The sequence below is a fragment of the Candidatus Chloroploca asiatica genome (assembly GCF_002532075.1).
GTDB lineage: Bacteria > Chloroflexota > Chloroflexia > Chloroflexales > Chloroflexaceae > Chloroploca > Chloroploca asiatica.
Genome location: NZ_LYXE01000041.1, coordinates 58198 through 78894 on the forward strand (window position 1 = coordinate 58198; position 20697 = coordinate 78894).

The 20697-nt window shown below is 56.3% G+C and carries 21 protein-coding genes and 1 tRNA gene; 17 read left to right on the forward strand and 5 right to left on the reverse strand.

The genetic code is table 11. The features are described from left to right. Positions 1–49 precede the first annotated feature (49 nt). A tRNA-Pro gene (locus A9Q02_RS03700) sits at positions 50–126 on the reverse strand. 269 nt (positions 127–395) lie between these two features. Here A9Q02_RS03700 and A9Q02_RS03705 point away from each other — a divergent pair. The 11 genes from A9Q02_RS03705 (at position 396) to A9Q02_RS03755 (ending at position 12474) form a co-directional block, all read left to right on the forward strand. Next, entirely contained in the window at positions 396–3467 is a 3072-nt protein-coding gene (locus A9Q02_RS03705) for a S8 family serine peptidase (RefSeq protein ID WP_097651008.1), read from the forward strand. 1 nt (position 3468) lies between these two features. Then, positions 3469–4320, forward strand: a complete 852-nt coding sequence (locus tag A9Q02_RS03710) for an alpha/beta hydrolase (RefSeq protein WP_245860302.1) — start codon at positions 3469–3471, stop codon at positions 4318–4320. Next, the gene (locus A9Q02_RS03715) at positions 4317–5237 is read left to right on the forward strand and encodes an ABC transporter permease (protein ID WP_097651010.1); all 921 of its coding nucleotides are present in this window, start codon (positions 4317–4319) and stop codon (positions 5235–5237) included. Before A9Q02_RS03710 ends, A9Q02_RS03715 begins: the two co-directional genes overlap by 4 nt. 248 nt (positions 5238–5485) lie before the next feature. Continuing rightward, a complete protein-coding gene (locus A9Q02_RS03720) occupies positions 5486–5773 on the forward strand; it encodes a hypothetical protein (protein ID WP_097651011.1) in 288 nt (95 codons plus the stop codon). Between the two features lie 102 nt (positions 5774–5875). Further along, complete coding sequence (locus A9Q02_RS03725; protein WP_097651012.1) at positions 5876–6241, forward strand: roadblock/LC7 domain-containing protein; 366 nt, start codon at positions 5876–5878, stop codon at positions 6239–6241. Positions 6242–6316: 75 nt separating this feature from the next. Next, complete coding sequence (locus tag A9Q02_RS03730; protein WP_097651013.1) at positions 6317–6811, forward strand: roadblock/LC7 domain-containing protein; 495 nt, start codon at positions 6317–6319, stop codon at positions 6809–6811. Between the two features lie 105 nt (positions 6812–6916). Further along, entirely contained in the window at positions 6917–7504 is a 588-nt protein-coding gene (locus A9Q02_RS03735; RefSeq protein WP_097651014.1) for a GTP-binding protein, read from the forward strand. Between the two features lie 42 nt (positions 7505–7546). Continuing rightward, positions 7547–8107: a DUF4388 domain-containing protein gene (locus A9Q02_RS03740; protein WP_097651015.1), complete on the forward strand. Its 561-nt coding sequence runs from the start codon at positions 7547–7549 to the stop codon at positions 8105–8107. A 125-nt stretch (positions 8108–8232) separates the two neighbouring features. Beyond that, complete coding sequence (gene purH / locus A9Q02_RS03745) at positions 8233–9750, forward strand: bifunctional phosphoribosylaminoimidazolecarboxamide formyltransferase/IMP cyclohydrolase (protein WP_097651016.1); 1518 nt, start codon at positions 8233–8235, stop codon at positions 9748–9750. Between the two features lie 59 nt (positions 9751–9809). Beyond that, positions 9810–10421, forward strand: a complete 612-nt coding sequence (gene hisIE / locus A9Q02_RS03750; RefSeq protein ID WP_097651017.1) for a bifunctional phosphoribosyl-AMP cyclohydrolase/phosphoribosyl-ATP diphosphatase HisIE — start codon at positions 9810–9812, stop codon at positions 10419–10421. Positions 10422–10440: 19 nt separating this feature from the next. Next, positions 10441–12474 carry a hybrid sensor histidine kinase/response regulator gene (locus A9Q02_RS03755; protein ID WP_097651018.1) on the forward strand — a complete coding sequence of 678 codons (2034 nt, stop codon included), beginning with the start codon at positions 10441–10443 and terminating at the stop codon, positions 12472–12474. Positions 12475–12504: 30 nt separating this feature from the next. Here A9Q02_RS03755 and rimM read toward each other — a convergent pair whose 3' ends face one another. The 4 genes from rimM to A9Q02_RS03775 all read right to left on the reverse strand — a co-directional run bounded on the left by rimM (position 12505) and on the right by A9Q02_RS03775 (position 14922). Continuing rightward, positions 12505–13023, reverse strand: coding sequence for a ribosome maturation factor RimM (rimM, locus tag A9Q02_RS03760; RefSeq protein WP_245860307.1), 519 nt, complete (start codon positions 13021–13023; stop codon positions 12505–12507). Between the two features lie 78 nt (positions 13024–13101). Further along, positions 13102–13329 carry a KH domain-containing protein gene (locus A9Q02_RS03765; RefSeq protein ID WP_097651020.1) on the reverse strand — a complete coding sequence of 76 codons (228 nt, stop codon included), beginning with the start codon at positions 13327–13329 and terminating at the stop codon, positions 13102–13104. Between the two features lie 49 nt (positions 13330–13378). Continuing rightward, a complete protein-coding gene (gene rpsP / locus A9Q02_RS03770) occupies positions 13379–13666 on the reverse strand; it encodes a 30S ribosomal protein S16 (RefSeq protein ID WP_097651021.1) in 288 nt (95 codons plus the stop codon). Positions 13667–13758: 92 nt separating this feature from the next. Next, the gene (locus A9Q02_RS03775) at positions 13759–14922 is read right to left on the reverse strand and encodes a VanZ family protein (protein WP_172450601.1); all 1164 of its coding nucleotides are present in this window, start codon (positions 14920–14922) and stop codon (positions 13759–13761) included. Between the two features lie 150 nt (positions 14923–15072). Here A9Q02_RS03775 and A9Q02_RS03780 point away from each other — a divergent pair, with 150 nt between their 5' ends. From A9Q02_RS03780 to A9Q02_RS03805, 6 genes are all read left to right on the forward strand, one after another. Beyond that, the gene (locus A9Q02_RS03780; protein ID WP_245860309.1) at positions 15073–15645 is read left to right on the forward strand and encodes a LysM peptidoglycan-binding domain-containing protein; all 573 of its coding nucleotides are present in this window, start codon (positions 15073–15075) and stop codon (positions 15643–15645) included. Next, a complete protein-coding gene (locus A9Q02_RS03785) occupies positions 15642–16298 on the forward strand; it encodes an alpha/beta hydrolase (protein WP_097651024.1) in 657 nt (218 codons plus the stop codon). The genes A9Q02_RS03780 and A9Q02_RS03785 overlap by 4 nt, the downstream gene beginning before the upstream one ends. A gap of 231 nt (positions 16299–16529) precedes the next feature. After that, positions 16530–17072, forward strand: coding sequence for a protein DA1 (locus tag A9Q02_RS03790; protein ID WP_245860311.1), 543 nt, complete (start codon positions 16530–16532; stop codon positions 17070–17072). 118 nt (positions 17073–17190) lie between these two features. Beyond that, on the forward strand, positions 17191–17880 hold the full coding sequence (locus A9Q02_RS03795) for a hypothetical protein (RefSeq protein WP_097651026.1): 690 nt from the start codon (positions 17191–17193) through the stop codon (positions 17878–17880). A 213-nt stretch (positions 17881–18093) separates the two neighbouring features. Next, a complete protein-coding gene (locus tag A9Q02_RS03800) occupies positions 18094–18984 on the forward strand; it encodes an acyl-CoA desaturase (RefSeq protein ID WP_097651027.1) in 891 nt (296 codons plus the stop codon). Between the two features lie 220 nt (positions 18985–19204). Further along, positions 19205–20680, forward strand: a complete 1476-nt coding sequence (locus A9Q02_RS03805) for a circularly permuted type 2 ATP-grasp protein (RefSeq protein WP_097651028.1) — start codon at positions 19205–19207, stop codon at positions 20678–20680. Positions 20681–20697: the final 17 nt, after the last annotated feature.

Genomic DNA, 20697 nt, shown 5'->3' on the forward strand with positions numbered 1-20697 from the left:
AAGACGCAGGCCACTTGCTGATTAGCAAGTGGCCTGCGTCTTTTTTGACTGGTCGGGGCGACTGGATTTGAACCAGCGACCTCCTGAACCCCATTCAGGTGCGCTACCGGTCTGCGCTACGCCCCGTTCAATCTGGTTGATTATAGCGCGTTCATGCGGTTCAGTCAAATTATTGGAAAGGTCGGAAGATCTGCTGAGCCAACGACCATGCGGCCCGCCAACGTTCCGGAAGCTTGTGCGGAATGGATGGAGTGTGCTCAGTGGCACAACTGAGAGGTTTACGACCTCATTATGATTGCACTGCTTCATGGTATAATATACTAAAAGTTATACATTTATGCTGCTGTTTTTATACAAACTTTTAACTTTTATTTTGTTCTCAAGGGGCGCGGACTATGTTAAAGCATTCTGTATCTCTTTTGAGCCTACTGGTTATCAGCATGCTGGCGCTCACGTTTATCCCAGGCTATGCTTTTTCCACGCATACCCACGCAGAACCCTCAGTCGTTGCTGCCGCCCTAGACGCGCATGTGACCAAGGCGAAGGCTCACGCTGACGATGGCCCGGCTCGTTATATCGTGCTCCTCGCCGACCCACCACTCGCAACCTATGCAGGTGGCATTGCAGGTATCCCTGCAACAAATCCCCGCGTTGCAGGTACCAGCCAACTCGATCCTCAGTCGGTGACAAGTCAGCGCTATCGCGCTTATTTGGCGCTCCAGCGCCAGCAGGTGATTGTGGCGGCTGAACAGGTTCTCGGTGACGAAATCATAGTTGAACAGGTCTTCACTACGGCCTTCAATGGATTTGTCAGTGTGTTGAGTCACGAGCAGGCAACCCAACTTGCTGCCCTTCCGGGGGTTGTGCAAGTGACCCGTGAAGCCTATCGTCAACTGCATACAAATATTGGCCCGTCAATTATTGGGGCAAGTCAGCTTGATACACGCCCGGCGATCTTCCGGGCTGATCTCACTGGCACCAACGAGGTTCCCCCGGTCTCCTCTGAGGCAACGGGCAGCGCGACGTTTCATTATGATGCGATCAGCAAGTTGCTTCGTTTTACAATTAGCAGCCGTGGCGTCACCATCAGCGGGCCAGGGGCACATATCCATCAGGCAGCGGCGGATGCGAACGGCCCGGCTGTCGTTGATCTTGCGCCTTATCAGCTTGTTAATGGTCAGTTCCTCGGTAGCGTTATCCTGAGCCAGGCGGTCGAGGATGCGCTCTTTGCGGGCGAACTTTACGTCAATCTGCACGAGGCACCTGATTTTCTCACCGGCAAGATCCGCGGTCAGATCCTGCCCAACCGTGGGGAAGGGGTACTCGTTGGGGTGATTGACACTGGCATTGATCCTTTCAATCCAGCTTTTGCCGCAACTGGGGCTGATGGTTATACCCATACCAATCCGTTTGGTGAAGGAGTTTATAAGGGGGTCTGCGCCGACGCTGAGAGTCCAGCCTATCACGATGGCTTTCGCTGCAATGACAAGCTTGTTGGAGCATATACCTTCCCTGCGACGAGCGAGAGTCCTGACCCTATGTGGCGTGCAAGTCCATTCGATGACTATGGTCATGGCTCGCATACCGCCAGTACAGCCGTCGGTAACGTATTACATAACGTGCAGGCAGAAGGATCCACGTTTGATAAGATCGGCGGCGTAGCTCCTCACGCGAACCTGATTATCTACGATGGCTGTAGTATATATGAGGGTTGTCCAACGTCAGCCCTTGTTGGCGCCATCGATCAAGCGACACAGGATGGCGTTACGGTGATCAACTATTCAATTGGGGGCTATTCGAGTGACCCATGGGTAGAACCTGATGCGGTTGCCTTCCGCAATGCCCTCGAAGCAGGCATCCTCGCTTCCGTTTCGGCTGGAAACAGTGGCCCGTACACAGGTACCATTGGGGCACCTTCAAATGCACCGTGGGTGATGAGCATAGCGGCCACAACAAAAGCTGATCTGACAGCCGAATTTAGCTCACGCGGGCCTGATACGACGGTCCCAGATGTGCTCAAGCCTGATGTGGCTGCGCCAGGGGTTGATATTATCGCCGCAGTGACGGTTAATGCGATGGGCGAGCCTCGGTTTGCGGTTAGTAGCGGCACCTCGATGGCCGCCCCGCACAATGCGGGGGCTGCTGCCCTGCTCCGCCAACGCTATCCGTCATGGACTCCATCAGAAGTGCGCTCGGCCTTGATGACGACGGCCGAGCATACCTCTGATGACCCCTTTGAGGTTGGCGCAGGACGGATCAATGTCGGGCGCGCAATGCGCGCTGGATTTGTGCTCGATGAGACTGCCGCCAATTTTGCGGCAGCTGACCCGACCCTGGACGGCAATGTGACAACGCTCAATCTCCCGAGCCTCACCAATCGTAACTGCTTTGGGGAATGTGTCTGGATTCGTACACTCAAGAGTACCTTGCCAGTAACGACAACGTGGACCCCAGCCTTCACGGGCACTACCGGGTTAGCTGTAACGGTCTCGCCAGCAACGATCACGCTTGCCCCAGGGGCAACCCAGACCATCACGATTACAGCAAGTGGGAGCGAGCTACCTGTTGAGGCTGGCGGGACAGAGGCAAGAGGCTACCTCACCTTCACACCTGCAATAGCCGTACTGTCAGCAACAGGTGATCTCCCGCGTGCAAGCTTTCCGCTTGCTATTGAAATGCGCAATAGCAATCTTCCTGCAACCATCAATATCCGCACGAATGCTCTGACACAGACGATTGAACTTGATACTACAGCAATAGCTATCACCGATCTTCAACATGCGGTCTATGGAATGGTGCAGTCGGATCGGCAACGCATCAGGCTTTCATATTACAGCCGTATGTACACGAAGGTGCTTACTCCGTCGCTCGACCGTACGATGGGCATTATTGTTGAAACTGCCAATTCAACAGCACTTGACGTCGATATTTTTGTTGGGTTTGACAACAATAATGACGGCATTCTTGAAAGTAAAGAAGTCCTATGCGTTGGCTTCACCTACTCGGCTGAAGAAACGTGCGACTTGTTCGGCCTGCCTCATCTGCGCGACAAGTATGGGTTGGCAGAAGATGCAAACCTCCTGATCATCGTTTGGCTCTGGGCAAGTTCAGATACGGCCGTAGAGACCGTTGATCTCTATACGGCCGTTGTGCCAACAACGCCAATCGATCTTGGCAACCTGACCATCACCGGGCCACAAAACCAACCCGCAGGCGAACCTTTCAAACTCAGGGTTGGCTGGTCACTCCCCGACGATAGTATGCTGCGTGAGCGCTTCTACGGGGCTTTTACGCTCGGCAGTGCGCCTGGTGCCACAACGAGCCAGAACCTGGGCCTGACACGCATCAATATACATTATGTTCCTCACATTGCCTATCTCCCGTTCCTTGCCTCACCGTTCCCCTCTTTTGAGAACCAGGTTGTGGATGTGGTACACTTGCTACCAGCAAGTGACAGAAGGAAGTAACGTGAACAAACTACAGCACAACTATCTCGAGATCAATGGCATCAAGATGCACTATGTGACCGCAGGTCAAGGACCGCTGGTTCTGTTCCTGCACGGCTTCCCTGAGTTCTGGTATTCGTGGCGGCATCAACTGGCGGCCCTCGCCGATCAGTTTACCGTTGTCGCTCCTGATCAGCGTGGCTATCATCAGACCGATAAACCGTCCTGGGGCTATGAAATTGATGTGCTGGTAGCTGATGTCGTTGCGTTGATCGAGGCCCTTGGTCATCAGCAGGCGCTGCTCGTCGGCCACGATTGGGGTGGTGCTGTGGCTTGGGCCACGGCGATGAACTATCCCCATCGCGTCCGTCGTCTGGCGATCCTCAATACGCCCCATCCCGTGGCTTTTGCCAAAGAACTGCGTACCAATCGGCAACAACAACAGCGTAGCCTCTATATGGGCCTCTTTAGCCTCCCCTTCTTGCCTGAACTGCTGCTCAAGGCAGGGGACTATGCGTTGATCGACTTGGCGCTTACCTCGGCTACACGCCCCGATGCGTTCAGCGAAGATGATCTCGATGCCTATAAAGATGCGCTTAGTGTCCCTGGGGCGTTGACCGCAGCGCTGAATTGGTACCGCGCTGCTGCCCGTGGCGGGATGCAAGGGCTGACTGGCGGCAAGGTGCGACGCTGTGAGGTGCCTACATGCCTCATCTGGGGCGAAGATGATCCCTATCTTGGGGTGGAACTTATTGAAGCAACACGCCCCTATGTGACCGACCTGATGGTGCATCGCTTGCCTGGCGCTGGTCACTGGGTCCAACAAGAGGCGCCCGAAGAGGTGAATCGACTGCTGGGACAGTTCTTCACATGATCCGCTTACGCAATAACCCTGTCTTGAACCGTGAGCTCCGCGGGCGGATACGGGGGAATCGCCCCTTGATCATTCTGGTGGTCTATCTGACGCTGATTGCCAGCGTGACGTTGCTTGTCTATGCCGCCGCGTCGGATTCTTTTAGCGGTGCCTTCAATGATCCCGAGGCCGGGCGACGCATTGGCAAGGCGATCTTCTTGACGGTGATGACGGCGAGCCTTATTCAGGTCTGTGTGATCACTCCCTCACTGACCGCCGGGGCTATCTCAGGTGAAAAAGAACGCCAGACCTACGATCTGTTGATTACCACGCTGCTCTCACCCTTGCAGATCGCCCTTGGCAAACTCGTCTCAGCCCTGGCGTTTGCGATGCTGCTCATCGCGGCGGCGTTGCCTATGGCCGGGCTCTCCTTTCTCTTTGGTGGCGTCACCGGCACCGAATTTGTCATTGGGGTGCTTGGGTTGATCGTCACCGCCATCTGTTATGCCACGATTGGACTCTTCTGGTCGACGGTGATGCGGACAACGCTCTCAGCAACCGTGGTGGCACAGGGAACAATCATTGGTGTACAACTCCTCTTGCCCTTTCTGCTGGTAGTCACTACAATCCTGACGAATCGGTTCAGTGATCATGTCCTCTATATCTATGGGGTTGGTCTGTTGGTCAGTTTCCATCCCTTCATGGCCCTCGGTGTCACCGCTGGGTTGCTCGCCGAGGGTGAGAGTCCTCTCTGGTTTACGGTGCCTTCGACGCAAGGCGATCTGCCGCTTCCTTCACCATGGATCCCCTATGTCTTCTTCTCGCTCGCCTTGACGATCTTTTTCCTTGTGCTGACACTGCGTATGCTCAAGCCAGTCCAGTACAATCTGGCGCGTGCCAGATCTAAAAAGCAGGGCTCAGCGTCCGACGCCGCGTAAACGGGGATGGAGCTTCCGTTATATGCGCAACGGGCTAGACCTCACAGGTCTTGATGATGGCGTCCCAATGCCGACGAGCAGACCTGTGAGGTCTTATTTGAAAAGTGATGCAATCGCCATGGCGTAGGCGTACGCAAGACTCGACAGCCTGAAGGCTGCATGATATGATAATAAGTACTTACACTTCGAAAGGTTGCAAGCGGTATCTGTAGGCGTGATTTGCAATAGGGTTGGCAAGGAGCGAACGGATGCAGCTCGACCTGACCAGCAAGCGAGCCAGAAAACTGATGCGTGAGCACGGACTGACGATCGAAGAGATTCAGCAAATTGTGGCATCGGCTCGCATTAACCTTGCTACGTTTGACCCCGAATATCGTACGAATGTCACGCAAATTGCCGAAGAACTCGCGAAGAGTCGCCCGACGATCTATGGCTGGGCGGATCGTGCTCTGGCCGCAACGGTGTATTCACTCCGCAATATTCGTACCGGACGCCCCCCCAAAGAGCGTGAGCGCACGAATGGCAATGAAACGTAGGCATGACTGGTCATGCCTTGGTTCGCCCAATGTGTATAATAAGCAGAGGTAGACGCACTGGTGTTGCCTCGGTTCCGTGCCCTGTCAAGGAAATCGCGCCCTATGAGCAGTCATTTGCAGAATCTGCTGAATAGCTTTCGGACGCTGTCCAGTGTTGAACTCGCCGCTGTTGTTGCTCCCGATGGGTTGCTCATCGAAAGCCTGGCTGAAGCCGAGCATGACGTCGATGCTATCTGTGCCGTGGCCTCGAATAGTCTCGTGCTCGCCGAAGCCCTTGGGCGTGAAATAGCCAAAGGTGAACCTCGCCAGATGGTGTTGGAATATGGCGAGGGCCTCGTGATTATTGAACCGATGAGTAGCGATGCGCTGCTGCTGATCCTGGCCAATAGCCGTGATGACCTCGGCTATCTTCGCTTTCTTGTTGCCAAGCATCGGGTGGCAATCCTCGAAGCTTTGAGCGCAATCTGATCGGCACTGTGCTATAATTTTGCTAAACTAACAGATATATATCTGCCCACAGGCACAAGATCAAGGTAGGCCGTGATGGATCCACAGTTGACAAGTATCATTGTCCCGACTGAAGAACTCAGGCACATCGAAGAGTGTCTTATTCGACTTGTTGAGGATACAGGCAGTGATTATGCGCTGCTCCTCGATAAGAGTGGGCAGGTTATCTCTTCGCAAGGGGACGGTGATCGCCAGGATATTACGGCCCTCGGGGCGCTGATCGCGGGCGTCTTCGCTTCGTCACGTGAGGTCGCTAAACTGCTCCGTGAACGCGATTTCCGCGCTTCGTTCCAACAGGGGGTGCGTGAGAATATTTTCATTGCTCTGATCGAAGAACAGTGGATACTCTGTATCATTTTTAACAAAGGAACCCATATCGGCCTTGTGAAGGTGTTGACCAAGAAGGCGACCGATGAACTGGCTTCGGTGCTCGAACGGGTGCGTCAGCAACACAAGGCCCGCGATGAGGTGTTGGGCTCATCGTTCCGCACTTCGATGGAAGATACCATCGATCTGCTCTTCCGCGACTAGCCGTAGGAGGTGGCCGGGGATGCTTTGTGAGCGTTTCTCGCCGTTGCGCAGTGTGGCCCTGCCTGCGCCCTGGTCGCTGCTTTGTGCAGGTATACGAGAAAATCTATGGCGCTGATCAATGTTGCAGCTCGTGAGATCCACTGTAAGATCGTGTATTATGGCCCTGGTATGTGCGGCAAGACGACGAATCTGCGCTATATCCATAGTCAGGTTCCCAAAGAGGTCAAGGGCGATTTGCTCTCGATTGCTACTGAGACCGAACGTACCCTCTTCTTTGATTTTTTGCCCCTCGATCTCGGTAAGGTGCGTGGCTTTCAGACCCGCTTCCACCTCTACACGGTTCCCGGTCAGGTGCTCTATGAACGTACCCGCGTCGCGGTGCTCAATGGGGCGGATGGCGTCGTTTTTGTCGCTGACTCGAATAAGAGTAAAATGCAAGAGAATGTGAATAGTTTGAAGGAACTTGCCCAGAATATTACGCGCCAAAATAAGCGCTTTGCCGAGTTCCCGATTGTGATGCAGTATAATAAGCGCGATCTGCCGAAAGAGGTGCTGGCTCCAGTCCCGACGATGGATCATTTCCTCGGGGTGACTCGTATGCACTGGCCCCGCGTCGAGGCCGTCGCTACTGTGGGTACTGGTGTCTTCGAGACCCTGCGTGCGATTAGCCGTGCGGTCATTAGTAAGTTGTAAGACGACGCTGGTGTCGTGTTCGCCTAACCTCCTGAGATATCTATGGCCCTCGCAGGCGATTTGAGTGAATTTCCACTCACTGATATTATCCAGCTTATCCAGTTGAGTAAGCAGACCGGTGGCGTCCACCTTAGTGGGCCGTGTCGTGGGCAAACCCTCGAAGGCTGGATCTATTTCCGTGATGGCAAGATTATCGGGGCTACGAGCCCCGGTCTGGATCCCCTCGCGGCACTCTATGCCTTCTTTACACTCACAGCGGGCCCTTTTCGTTTTGACGATCAGCAGCGCCTCGCTCAGCCGACGATTTCCCTCTCAAATGAGCTCTTGATTATGGAGGGCGTGAACCGCCAGGATACCTGGCTCCGCATCGAGCAGGCTCTCCCTTCGCTCGATCTGGTGCCCCGGATTTTGATCAATCCAACCTCAAGTACCGCCGAGATTCAGCTCGATCCTACCGAGTGGCGGATCTTGACGATGGTGAATGGGAAGAATAGTGTCGACGCAATTGTTCAACGCAGTGGCCTCGGTGAGTTCCGCACCTGCGAGATTCTGACGCGCCTCATTGAGGTGGGCCTCGTGACCGTCAAGGCCTACCTCGCTTGAGTCGTGCGCTTGCGTAAGCACACCATGGGCCGAGATGTGGTAAAATAACGCAGCTTGCGACCCTGCCCGTCGCCTCGGGGAGGGTCTTCGTGTGTCTGTATCGTCTTGTTTCATATGGAGTTGTTGTGCGCGCTCTGATCAGTGTCTATGATAAAACCGGGGTCGTTGATCTCGCCCGTGCCCTGCACGCGATGGGGGTAACGCTGCTTTCGACTGGTAATACCCAGCGCTTGCTGGTGGAGGCTGGTTTGCCCGCCGTAGCCGTGAGTGAGGTGACGGGCTTCCCCGAGATCCTTGATGGTCGGGTCAAGACGCTCCATCCCGCTATTCACGCCGGCTTGCTCGCTCGCCGCGATCGCCCGGCTCATCTCGAACAACTCGCGGCCCATGGCCTCGCCCCGATTGATCTGCTGGTCGTCAATCTCTATCCGTTCCAGCAGACAGTCGCTCGCCCTGAGGTGACCCTCGATGAGGCGATTGAGCAGATTGATATCGGTGGGGTGGCACTCCTCCGCGCTGCGGCCAAGAATTTCCATGATGTCCTGGCCCTCGTTGATCCCGCTGATTATGCTCCGGTGCTCGCTGATCTGCAGGCCGGGGCTGTGCCGGTTACAGTGCGTCGCCGCCTCGCCGCCCGCGCTTTTGCCCATACCGCGAGCTATGATGCCGCGATTGCTGCCTATCTCAATGATGAACTCTTGCCCAGTACGCTCAGTCACGCCTGGCCGCTTGCCCAACCCTTGCGCTATGGCGAAAATCCTCATCAACACGCGGCGCTCTATGGCGAATTCCATAGCCTTTTTGCCCAACTCCACGGGCGTGAGCTTTCGTACAATAATATCCTTGATACCGCTGCTGCCGCTGAGTTGATTGAAGAGTTCCCCGCTGCCTCCACCCCCGCTGTGGCGATTGTCAAGCATACTAATCCCTGTGGCGTCGGTACAGGGGCAACGCTGCTTGAGGCTTGGGAACATGCCTTTGCGACCGATCGCGAGGCTCCGTTTGGGGGGATTATTGCGGTGAATCAGCCCCTCGATGCCGCCCTCGCGCAGGCTATTGCCGAGATCTTTACCGAGATTATTATCGCTCCTGATTTCACCCCCGAGGCGCTCGCACTCCTCTCCCGGAAGAAGAATCTTCGCTTGCTGCGGGCGCTGCAGCCGGTTGCAAGCCTCGCTGGTCTCCAAGTACGTAGTGTGCCCGGCGGGGTGCTTGCTCAAGAGCCGGATCGGACGGTGCCCGAAGCCGAAGAGACAAAGGTGGTGACCCAGCGTGCCCCTACCCCCGAAGAGTGGCAGGCGTTACGTTTTGCCTGGCGCGTGGTCAAGCACGTCAAGTCCAATGCGATCGTCTACGCGGATCCTGACCGGACGCTGGGCATCGGGGCCGGGCAGATGAGCCGCGTTGATAGTTCACGTCTTGCTATCTGGAAAGCCCAACAGGCTGGGCTGTCGCTGCAGGGTAGTGTCGTTGCAAGCGATGCGCTCTTTCCCTTTGCCGATGGGGTCGAAGCGGCCCTTTCGGCTGGTGCGACAGCGATCATTCAGCCCGGTGGCTCAGTTCGCGATGCCGAGGTGATCGCCGCCGCTGATGCCGCAGGTGCGGCAATGGTCTTTACGGGACGCCGTCATTTCCGTCATTAGTTGCCCTCTGCCGGTACCTGTGAGCGGTATGCACCGCTGCAAAGATGAGACATGTCTATATGAAATACGATGCCAATGGCCTTGTTCCAGCGATTGTTCAACATGCACGCACTGGCGAGGTGTTGATGCTCGGCTGGATGAATGAAGAGGCGCTTGCCTTAACCCGTACGACCGGGCGGGTAACCTTCTGGAGCCGCTCGCGGCAGGCGCTCTGGCGCAAGGGTGAGACCAGTGGCAACTGGCTGGATCTGGTTGCCATCCGTCAGGATTGCGATAGCGATGCATTGCTTGTCCTTGCCGAACCCGCCGGGCCGACGTGTCATACGGGTGCGCGGAGTTGTTTTTATCACGATCTCGATGGGGAGCCTGCGTCCAGTCCGGCCCCTCCTGCCGCTATCCTGGGGCGTCTGGCTGATCTGATTGCTCTGCGCCGTACGATGCAGCCCGAAGAATCATACACCGCCAAGTTGCTCCACGGCGGGGTTGATCGCATTGGGAAGAAGATCGGGGAAGAGGCCGCCGAAGTGATTATCGCGGCCAAAAATGGTTCACACGCTGAATTGACCTATGAAATGGCCGATCTGATCTACCATAGTCTGGTGCTCTTGCAAGATCAGGGCCTTCCGGCTGAAGCCGTCTGGCACGAATTGGAACGTCGGTTTAGCCCATAAAAGCATGCTACAGGGGTCTATGTCGGAAACGAAACAGAAACATGTTGGACGTGTGCTCTTGCTCGCTGTCGATCCTGCGTTGCGTAGTTCGTGTACCGAGACGCTCCGCAAGGCAGGGTTTGCGGTGCTTCATCAATGGTCCGTTGAGACGTCAGCCCGGGTTCTTGTTGCCAATACCTATGATCTGGTCATTCTTGACCTGACCGACCCAGCCCAGGCTGATATGGCGATGCTAGCCCAGTTGCGCGAGCGCGGGGTGGATACGCCAATTCTGTTGATCAGTGCCGAGACAACGGTTGCCCATGCCTCACGCGCTATGCGCTTTGGCGCACGCGGGATGTTGCTGTTGCCGTTTGAACCTGAAGAACTCAAGAGCATCGTCATCGAGATGGTCGCAGAGCGGCGCGCTGCCCGTTCACGCGATCGCGTCGCCGCACTGCGTCCGGCCCTCCGCGTGGGCCAGCGACTCCTTGGCGAACTCGATCTGCCGCGCTTGCAAGACCAGATTATCGAAACCGTGCGGGCTGAGCTGGATGCTGACCGCGCCTCTCTCATGCTCCTCGAAGACGATGGTCTGTGGCTTCGGATTGTCGCTTGTTCGGGGTTGCCCGAGCCGATTGCTGTAGGGCATCGTAGCCCAGTGCAGCAGAGTCTGTCGGGTTTTGTGGCAACCCATCGCCAATCACTGCGCATTGATGACAATGGCATTGTGTCACCACCAGCGGCAGATTTGCAGGGCAAGCTCTTTGAGGATCAGATTGTCTCGGCCGTGTGCGTGCCTGTACTGGCTGGGAATCGGGTGCTCGGGGTGCTGACCGCAGCCAAGGTGTTGAGTGGTACGCCCTTTAGCGAGGCTGATCAAGAGTTGCTGCTGCTCTTGGCAGCGCAAGCAGCGATTGCGATTGAGAATGCCCGTCTGTATACGCAGGTCGCCGAATCAGAGGCGCGCTATCGTGCGCTGTTGCAACACGCCACTGATGCGGTGCTGCTGCTCGATGAAGCAGGGGCGTCAATTCTTGATGCAAACCTGGCCCTCGAACAGTTGAGTGGCTATCCAAGCCAGGATCTGATGGCGCTCTCTCCTGACGTGCTCTTTCCCGACCTTGCTACTCTGCTAGCTGCGGTTCGTTACAACGGCCAGCTCCATCAGCCACTCGAACAGCGCGAGATCGAGACTGAGTTACGCACCCGCCACGATCAGACGTTGCCCGTGGCCGCGAGTGTGAGCCGGGTGCCGCACGCAGGGCAGCAGTTGTTGCTCGTGATCGCCCGTGATATCAGTGAACGCCAGCGGATCTCGCAACAGATGGTGCAGGCTGAAAAGCTTGCCGCGCTGGGGCGCCTCTCGGCATCACTTGCCCACGAAATCAACAATCCTTTGCAGGCTATCCATAATTCGGTGCATCTGATGCGAAGTCGCCCCCTCACCGAAGAGAAACGCCAGATCTACCTCTCGATGACCCAGGATGAGATTGAACGCCTTATCAGCATTGTGCAGCGCATGCTCGATTTCTATCGGCCTACCCGCGAGGGCATGCGCCCGGTCGAGATCAATGACATTCTTGATGCGGTGTTGACCCTGATAGAAAATCAGGTTCACACCCAGGGTGTCCGCATTGAACGCGAAGGCGCACTACGTCTCCCACGGATCTTTGCGATTAGCAACCATATGAAACAGGTTTGCTTCAACCTGATCTTCAATGCGCTCGAAGCAATGCCTGACGGTGGTATTTTGTATGTGCGCACATATCTCATCGACGCTGACACGCCTGATATAGACGACGCGAGTTTCATTGCTGTCTCGGGGAGTCAGGGGCGGCAACCGCCGCTACGTCCGGCTATCGTGGTTGAGATCAGTGACACCGGTACGGGGATTGCCGCCTCTGATCTGCCGAAAATCTTTGAACCCTTTTACACCACGCGCACCAAAGGTACGGGGCTTGGCCTCGCAGTCAGCTACAGCATTATCGAGCAGCATCATGGGCAACTAGCGGTACGTTCAGAGGTCGGCAGGGGTACGACCTTCCGGATGAAACTACCGGTTGCGGAATAGCGGGACGAAGCCCGCCCGAGGGGGCCAGGGTTACAAGAGACCTTCGATCGGGTCTATCACCACCACTCCAGCGGCGAGATCGAGGCGGTTAATAAAGGTGTGAACCATCGGGACGAGCGCATCGGGTTGGCCGGGGCGCGTAATCACGAGGATCTCACCGGCCCCGGTCGTGAGCACCTCACGCACGGTACCAACATCTTGCGCGGCGACTGTCACTACCTTCAGCCCAATGAGTTGATGAATAAAATACTCATCATTGGCGAGAGGGGCGGCCTCAGACTCGTGGATATAGATCTCGGCCCCGCGCAAATCCTCGGCGGCCTCACGACTAGTAACGCCCTCAAGCGTCAGCACAAGTTGCCCAGGCTTATGTTCGTGCAGGCGCACCATCGTATACTGGGTACGCTGCTTGCCCACTTGCAGCGTGAGCCGCTTGACGTGGCGTGCAATATAATCGGGGCGGTCGGTCAATCCGCGCACCTTGAGTTGCCCCTGCACCCCAAAGGGGGCCAGGATCTGACCAATTAATAGCAATTGCTCGTCGCTCATAGATCCAGATAGAAAAAGCATGCAGCTTGCCGACACCCTGGTACAACGCACGGCTCAGCAACCTGCATGCAGTTCGTGTTACTCAATATCAACGTGGACACGCTTATTCTGGCGTGCCGCAGCTACACCCATCAAATCACGGATAGCCTTGGCGACGCGGCCACTTCGCCCGATCACCTTGCCCGTCTCATCAGAGGCGACGGATAACTCATAGGTTACGGTAAACCGACCAACGCGCTCTTTAATGTGGACGGCCTCGTGGTTATCCACCAGGCTCAACGCAATATATTCGAGCAGTGCTTTCATTGCGAACCCTGCAGATCTGTGATCAGTCAGCGCCTGATCACGCTTGCAATTACGCCTCGACAGGCTCAGTTGAAGCTGGCATAAGCTTGCCTTCACTATCGAGTACGTGAACCTGCTTGAGCAACCGCACGACTGTATCGCTCGGCTGAGCCCCAACGCCAAGCCAGTAGCGTGCGCGTTCGGCCTTAATCTCGAGCACCTTGGGCTGACGAACAGGATTGTAGTGACCAATAATTTCAATAAACCGACCATCACGAGGCGAGCGTGCATCAGCCACAACGACGCGGTAGCTAGGCTGTTTGGTCTTGCCAGTGCGGCGAAGACGAATTCTAACCATAGGTGTCTATTTCCTCCAGGACATTATATCAGACGCATACTAAGCGTTCAGTATACCACAGATTTATCAGGTAGGTAGCGGGCCTTCCTGCCCTAACGTGCTGGGCGTCCGAGCAGGAAACGCACATGGCTTCGTTGTAGGTGGTAGATCATGCCACCGCTCAAGGCACCGCTGACCACTAAGCAAAGACGGACAAGACTGGCCCCTGGCCCCTCCTGAAAGCCAACCAGGATTTCCATGGCAAGGGCCGCACCGAGGGCGATCAAGAACAGGCGTGGCAGATCCTGCGCCAGAGGGCGCTCGGCCCGTCCACGCCACTCGGCGCTGAGGTAGCCGAGCACGGTAAAGGCCGCCAGGTATTCAAGCAGGGCCGCAGGATAGCGTGTGTTCACTGGCTCGATCCGGTCAGTCAGCCCAAAGGTGCCGTGCCATGCGGTTAGTTCGCGGAGCGGAGGCCAGAGGGCTAGCAAAATCACGTAGAGGGTGAAACCCGGCAGGATGCGCCCGAGGGTGATCCGCTCGAAGCGACGCTCGGTGATGCGCCACGGTAAGGCAGCGCGCGCCATGGTGAGCAGGGCCACCCCAATGACCATCGGAACTGTGGGGAAGATGTGCAATACGCCCGGGCCCATCCCGAGCAGACACCAGCCTGCGGCAGCGAGTCCTAGCCATCCTTTCGCAGATAGGCCAAACTGGCCGCCCCACATCCGATAGATATCGCTGAGAATGATCGACCCACTTATGCAGATCAGTACGGTCAGAACCCAACGGTCGGGTTCGACCTCTAGGGCGAGAGCGTTCATCCAGAGCAGGGGTATCAGCATATACAGCAGGCCCATGAGGGGAATTTCAAGGGCCAGTCGGCCAACCATTGTCGGTGTCATCGTAAGGCGTGCCGTCAGATGATCGTAGAGCCAAGCCCCTGCGACAGCCCCCAGTGTATTGGCGACCACATCTACTGGGGCAGCGGTACGCACCGGGAGGAAGAGTTGCAGACTCTCGACGCTCATACTCAACGTGAAACCCAGGATGAGCGCCCCGCGGCGACTCCCGCCAGTCAGGCGGTAGAGAAAGCCGATGGGAAGCAACAGGATGATGTTTTCGATGATATCGTCGGGGCGCACACGCAGATCGAGTTCAAACTGCAAGGGGATCGCGAAGTAGAAAGGGTAGAGGGTCAGCAAGACGATCACAAGAATGAAATAGCCAAGCATTGCGGCCGCGAGCCGGGCGCTGGTCGAGTGTAGCGGTAACATATGGGTGCTCGTGTGGTTAAAGGATCGGTGAAGCGTATCTATGCTGGCGTACACGGCCCACTGCGCCAGCATACGTTCTGCGCGACCGCAACGTCGTAACGCTGCGCCTAACTCATATGGTACAATAATCTTGTTATGGCGCAATCCTTAATGTATCTTCTACTCTTTGTGGCTCTCGTTTTGCCGATTCTCGGCGCACTTCTGCTGCGCCTGGCGCATCGGCGGATTGGTGAACGCACCATGGTGATCGGTGTTGCGCTGATCTTTGCCCTGGCGATCGGGGCCGCAATAGGGTTGTCACGTGCCGAGACAAATGTGTTGCGCGTTGGCAATTTGACCTTGCTGTTGCCAGGGGCGCCGCCAGGGGCGCCGGTGGAGCTTGAGCTAGCCCCGGGGACAACAGAGGATCTGAGGCCAACGGCGATGCCCCCTCTTCCCACGTTGACCCCACGGCCATCGGCGACGCCTACCGCGACGCCTGAGCCGACGGCGACGCCCGAACCAACACCTGAACCGACACCTGAACCGACACCTGAACCGACACCTGAACCGACACCTGAACCCCCTGCCGGGGGCCAGCGTTATACCGTTGCGGCTGGTGATACCTTCCGGGGCATTGCCGAGCGTTTTGGAGTAAGTGTGGCTGATCTGCTACGCGTGAATAATCTTACGCCCGAGCAGGCTGATAGCCTGCGCATAGGCCAGGAGTTGATCATTCCGTGACGACGATCCATACGATTGAACGCAAACCACGCCAGCTAACCAATGAGGCTCCCCCACTGCTGTTGCTGTTGCATGGTTATGGGGCGAATGAACACGATCTCTTTGATCTGGCGGATTATGTTGACCCCCACTTTTATGTCGTGAGCGCACGGGCACCGCTAACGCTCCCGTGGGGTGGGTACGCCTGGTATCATCTCGGCGGGACACCTGGACGGCTGATCCCCGACCCGACGACGCGGACGCATGCGGTGGAATTGGCCCAACGGTTTGTCGTCGATCTGCCGGCACGGATTGGCACCAATCCGCGTCGTACTTACCTGTTTGGCTTTAGTCAAGGGGCCATCATTAGCCTGGCGCTCTCGGTACACATTCCTGAGGCCATTGCAGGCATTATTGCCTCGAGCGGCTATCTCGATCCCGAGTTGGTGCCGACCGCTTTGCCTGAAGCGCTGACCAACATGCCGATTTTGCAGATGCATGGCACGTATGATGATGTGATTCCGGTGACGGCAGCCCACCATACCCGTGCTTTGCTAGAACCATTGCCAGTACGGCATACCTACCAGGAGTATCCCGTCGGGCACGGTATTCACCCCGATGGCGTGCGTTTGATGCAGCAATGGCTCGGTGAGCGCCTCGCCGAAGAACGTTGATCTGTTTGTGGCCAATGATCCACCGCGCAACACGTCAAGTACGAGGTTACGCTCGTTGTAGGATTAGGGGCCAGTATGTGGAACTCAGAGCAATGTGCAGCGTGTGGGAACGCGTTACGCGATAGCTACTTCACCCTTGTGGGGCGGCGTGAGCGTTACTGTGCCAATTGCATGGCGACACGACCTCGTTGCGCAAGCTGCGGTGCACCAGTAGGTGAATATCACTGGCGGTTGCATGATGGACGTTTGCACTGCGCCCATTGTCATACCACCGCCATCTATGACCCGCTGGTTGCGCAGGCGCTCTTTGACGAAACTGTTGCTGGGGTGGTGGCACAACTCGGCATGACGCTCAATGTAGGTGTCGCCCTGCGGGTCATTGATGCACCGACCCTGGAAGCGCTTCGGAATGAAGGAAGCACAACCCCAGGGCCAGGCTTGCAGACGTTAGGTATCTATCAGCGTCGTGGCCATCTGCGGACAATCTATATGCTCTATGGGTTGCCACGGTTGACGTACCGCACCACGGTAGCCCATGAATATGCGCATGCCTGGCAGGGCGAACATTGTCCGTTGCTCCAGGATGATGAATTACGCGAGGGTCATGCCGAATGGGTCGCCTACCAGCATCTCTGCTGGCTTGGTTGTACGCATGCTGCTCAGCGCATGCTTGAAGCGCAGCATCCCTACCGCCCAGCCATGGAACGGGTGCGCGAACTGGAACGGCGCGTTGGCCTCAATGGGGTTACGGCCTATATGAAACGCGCCGAATAGGCCCAGGCAACAAAGGCTTTACAGCTTTGATGGGGCGTGGTATGATCCTGCTCAGTAGACTGCGATCAGTCACGTTATGTCTTAAATTAGGCCACAACAGAAGCGAGGGAGGTTCAGCATGGCCGTCGAACCTGTCACTCAGTCACATGCGTCAGCAACCCCTGAAGTTGCGACACGCCCCCGCCCCCGGTATGCCCGTCTTGCGCCTCTCTACAAAGCCCTGATCTGGACCTCGTTTTTTATCAACGCCATCTTGCTTATCATCGTTGGGGTGCTGGGCGGTATTTTACTAAATCACCGCAGTCAGGTCAATTCGATTGTCGGCAATACCCAGACGTTTGCAGCAGCCAATCTCTCTGAGTTGCAAGATGTGGTGAGAGATCTCGAAGGGGCGACGATTATCTATACCGTCCCCCTTGATACCCGCTTGCCGATCGAGCTTGATGTGCCGATCAATCCCGACACAATCATGACCGAGCGCAATATTGTGCGCCTGACTGAACCGGTGGCCCTGGTAGCCCCGGCAGCAATTACCTTCCCAGGTGGCGGGGGGAACCTGAATGCTACCGTCAGCATTGAGCTTCCTGCTGGTCTTGAGTTGCCTGTTGATCTGAATATGAATGTCAAACTTGTCACATCTATTCCAGTACAACTGGATGTGCCAGTGAGGATTCCGCTCGCAGAGACCGAGCTTGGGCCACAGTTTCAGCGGCTTGGGGCCATTGTTGATCGCCTGGTCAACCCGATTGCCCCGCTCTTGCCAATGCCCGAAACGCCGCCTGATAGCAGCCAGCGCCAGGGCCAATGAGACAGGGGCTTCCCTCTAGAGGCATATGTCTCTAGTCATATGTGACAGAAGGCACAAGGAATTCGGAACGTGACTGCTGACTAGCCTGGCAGCACTTCCGGGGGACACGCCAGCAACGTATACTGCTGAAAGGAGGAGGACGTCGCACGTGGGTAGCGCCGCAAGTGCGCCGCAGCGACGGCCTTCGCAACACTACTTTCAGAGGAAATACCTATGGCACGCACTGTCCCCAATCGAGTGGCTGAAGAACCTGTCATCGAGAAATCATTGGCCGAAAAGCTGGTTGTGCTTGCAGTGGTCGTCATTCCCTTTCTTGGTACCATTGTGGCAATCGTCATGCTCTGGAATCAGTGGGTCAACTGGGTTGACCTCACACTGATGCTGGTGCTCTATATTATTTCGGGGCTAGGCATTACCGTGGGTTTTCACCGCCTGCTTACCCACAAGAGCTTTGAGACGACCTGGTGGATGAAGCGCTTGATGCTCATCTCGGGGAGCATGGCGCTCGAAGGTGATCCCATCACCTGGGCTTCAACGCATATTCAGCACCATGCCCACTCGGACGGCGAAGATGATCCGCACAGCCCGCTCGAAGGGCTCTGGCATGCGCATGTGGGCTGGATGTTCAACCACAAGCACAAGATTGACGTGTACGGCACCTGGCTCAAGAAAGACCCCGATGTCGTGTGGGTCGCGAAGACCTGGGTGCTCTGGGTGGCGGTTGGGTTGATCATTCCGACCCTGATTGCCGGGTGGAGTGGCTTGCTCTGGGGTGGGTTGGTACGCATCTTTTTGACGCACCACATCACCTGGAGTGTCAACTCGATCTGTCATACGTTTGGACGACGTGACTATCAAACCCGCGACGCGAGTCGGAACAACTTCCTGGTGGGCCTGCTCGCCTTTGGCGAAGGCTGGCACAACAACCATCACGCCTTTCCCCGTTCGGCCTTTCATGGGCTGCGCTGGTGGCAGATCGACTTTTCGGCCTACCTGATCCGAGGGCTCGAACGGGTTGGTCTCGTTTGGAATGTCGTGCGGGTGAAAGAGACCGATTTGCAGCGCCGCGTCATTCCGGCAACGGCCGATGGGATGGGTGATTGAGCATTATGCAGCGCAAATGCGCTGCATAATGCTCTGGTGAAGCGTGACACGCGGTCTCTTTGACCGCGTGTCGTTGATTCTAGTTGACGAAATGCGAGGCACGCAGTACTATATCTATTAACCCTGAGAGCCAAACTGAAGCAGTCTGGGCAGCGCTGCCCATCTCTACCTCTCTTGTGATCTCCGTTTTTGCAGTGACAGATGTAGCTCTGGATATCCTATGCTCACTGAACGCAGCGCTCCTGAGATCGATCACCCGCTGTTCAACAGCTATACCCTTGACGCCGCGTATGACGAGATGTTCACGGCAGAGGGTCGGGTGCGTCCGCCGTACATGCCGTTGTATCGCCGTTTGTTGGAATTATCCGCTGAGGATCTGCACGGGCGGCAACGTTATGCCGATCTGACGTTTCTCAACCAGGGCATTACCTTTACGGTCTATGGTGATACCGAGGGAACGGAGCGGATCTTTCCGTATGATCTATTGCCGCGGATTATTACGTCGAGTGAATGGGCGGTGATCGAGGCGGGGCTGAAACAGCGCATTATGGCGCTGAATATGTTCTTGCACGACATCTACCACGAGGGCAAGATCCTGACCGATAAGGTCATTCCCCGTGAACTTGTCTATACGTGCCACCACTACCGCCGTGAGATGCGCGGGGTGGATGTGCCGGGCAAAGTGTACACGTCGGTTGTTGGAACTGACCTGGTGCGCTTGCCTTCGGGCGAGTTTGCGGTGCTGGAAGATAATCTGCGGGTGCCCAGCGGGGTCAGTTATATGCTGACCAACCGCGGGGTGATGAAGCGGGCTTTTCCACGCCTCTTTGCGCATACGGGTGTGCGCCCGATTGACCATTATGGGCAGGTACTGCTGACGACGCTGCGTTCACTGGCCCCGGTGCATCGGCCTGATCCGACGATTGTGGTGTTGACCCCAGGCGTATTCAATTCGGCCTACTTTGAACACACCTTCCTGGCTCGTCAGATGGGCGTTGAACTGGTCGAAGGCCGCGATCTGCTCGTTCACGACTCGGTCGTCTACATGCGTACCACAGCTGGTCTGCGCCAGGTTGATGTGATCTATCGGCGCATTGACGATGATTTCATTGATCCGCTCGCCTTCCGCCCCGACTCGATCCTCGGGGTGGCTGGGCTCTTCAATGCCTATCGGGCGGGCAATGTGGTGCTTGCGAATGCAATTGGTACGGGTGTCGCTGATGACAAGGCCATTTATGCCTATGTCCCGAAGATTATCAAGTATTACATGGGTGTCGAGCCGATTTTGCCCAATGTCGAAACCTATCTGTGCGAAGATAATGGGCAACGAAGCTATGTGCTTGACCATCTCGACAAATTGGTTGTCAAATCGGTCGGTGAGTCGGGGGGCTATGGCATGCTGATCGGGCCACATAGTACCGCCGAAGAACGTGAGCGCTTCCGCCGCTTGATCGAGCATGAACCGCGCAATTATATTGCCCAACCGACCTTGCAACTCTCACGGGCACCCTGTTTTGTGGATGGGGCCGTCGAGCCGCGGCACGTTGATTTGCGCCCCTATATTCTCAATAGTGGCGACGATCAGATCACGATTGTGCCGGGTGGCCTGACCAGGGTGGCGCTGCGCAAAGGTTCGCTGGTCGTCAATTCGTCACAAGGCGGTGGTAGCAAAGATACCTGGGTGCTCTTTGAGTAATAGCATGGCAGAAACCT

Coding starts and splice junctions, on each gene's coding strand:
- A9Q02_RS03720 (WP_097651011.1), top strand. CDS start 5,486: ATGCAGCTCGACCTGACCAGCAAGCGAGCCAGAAAACTGATGCGTGAG.
- A9Q02_RS03715 (WP_097651010.1), top strand. CDS start 4,317: ATGATCCGCTTACGCAATAACCCTGTCTTGAACCGTGAGCTCCGCGGG.
- A9Q02_RS03800 (WP_097651027.1), top strand. CDS start 18,094: ATGGCACGCACTGTCCCCAATCGAGTGGCTGAAGAACCTGTCATCGAG.
- A9Q02_RS03805 (WP_097651028.1), top strand. CDS start 19,205: ATGCTCACTGAACGCAGCGCTCCTGAGATCGATCACCCGCTGTTCAAC.
- A9Q02_RS03740 (WP_097651015.1), top strand. CDS start 7,547: ATGGCCCTCGCAGGCGATTTGAGTGAATTTCCACTCACTGATATTATC.
- rpsP (WP_097651021.1), bottom strand. CDS start 13,666: ATGGTTAGAATTCGTCTTCGCCGCACTGGCAAGACCAAACAGCCTAGC.
- A9Q02_RS03795 (WP_097651026.1), top strand. CDS start 17,191: ATGGCCGTCGAACCTGTCACTCAGTCACATGCGTCAGCAACCCCTGAA.
- A9Q02_RS03765 (WP_097651020.1), bottom strand. CDS start 13,329: ATGAAAGCACTGCTCGAATATATTGCGTTGAGCCTGGTGGATAACCAC.
- A9Q02_RS03730 (WP_097651013.1), top strand. CDS start 6,317: ATGGATCCACAGTTGACAAGTATCATTGTCCCGACTGAAGAACTCAGG.
- A9Q02_RS03735 (WP_097651014.1), top strand. CDS start 6,917: ATGGCGCTGATCAATGTTGCAGCTCGTGAGATCCACTGTAAGATCGTG.
- A9Q02_RS03725 (WP_097651012.1), top strand. CDS start 5,876: ATGAGCAGTCATTTGCAGAATCTGCTGAATAGCTTTCGGACGCTGTCC.
- A9Q02_RS03780 (WP_245860309.1), top strand. CDS start 15,073: ATGTATCTTCTACTCTTTGTGGCTCTCGTTTTGCCGATTCTCGGCGCA.
- A9Q02_RS03705 (WP_097651008.1), top strand. CDS start 396: ATGTTAAAGCATTCTGTATCTCTTTTGAGCCTACTGGTTATCAGCATG.
- A9Q02_RS03755 (WP_097651018.1), top strand. CDS start 10,441: ATGTCGGAAACGAAACAGAAACATGTTGGACGTGTGCTCTTGCTCGCT.
- rimM (WP_245860307.1), bottom strand. CDS start 13,023: ATGAGCGACGAGCAATTGCTATTAATTGGTCAGATCCTGGCCCCCTTT.
- hisIE (WP_097651017.1), top strand. CDS start 9,810: ATGAAATACGATGCCAATGGCCTTGTTCCAGCGATTGTTCAACATGCA.
- A9Q02_RS03775 (WP_172450601.1), bottom strand. CDS start 14,922: ATGTTACCGCTACACTCGACCAGCGCCCGGCTCGCGGCCGCAATGCTT.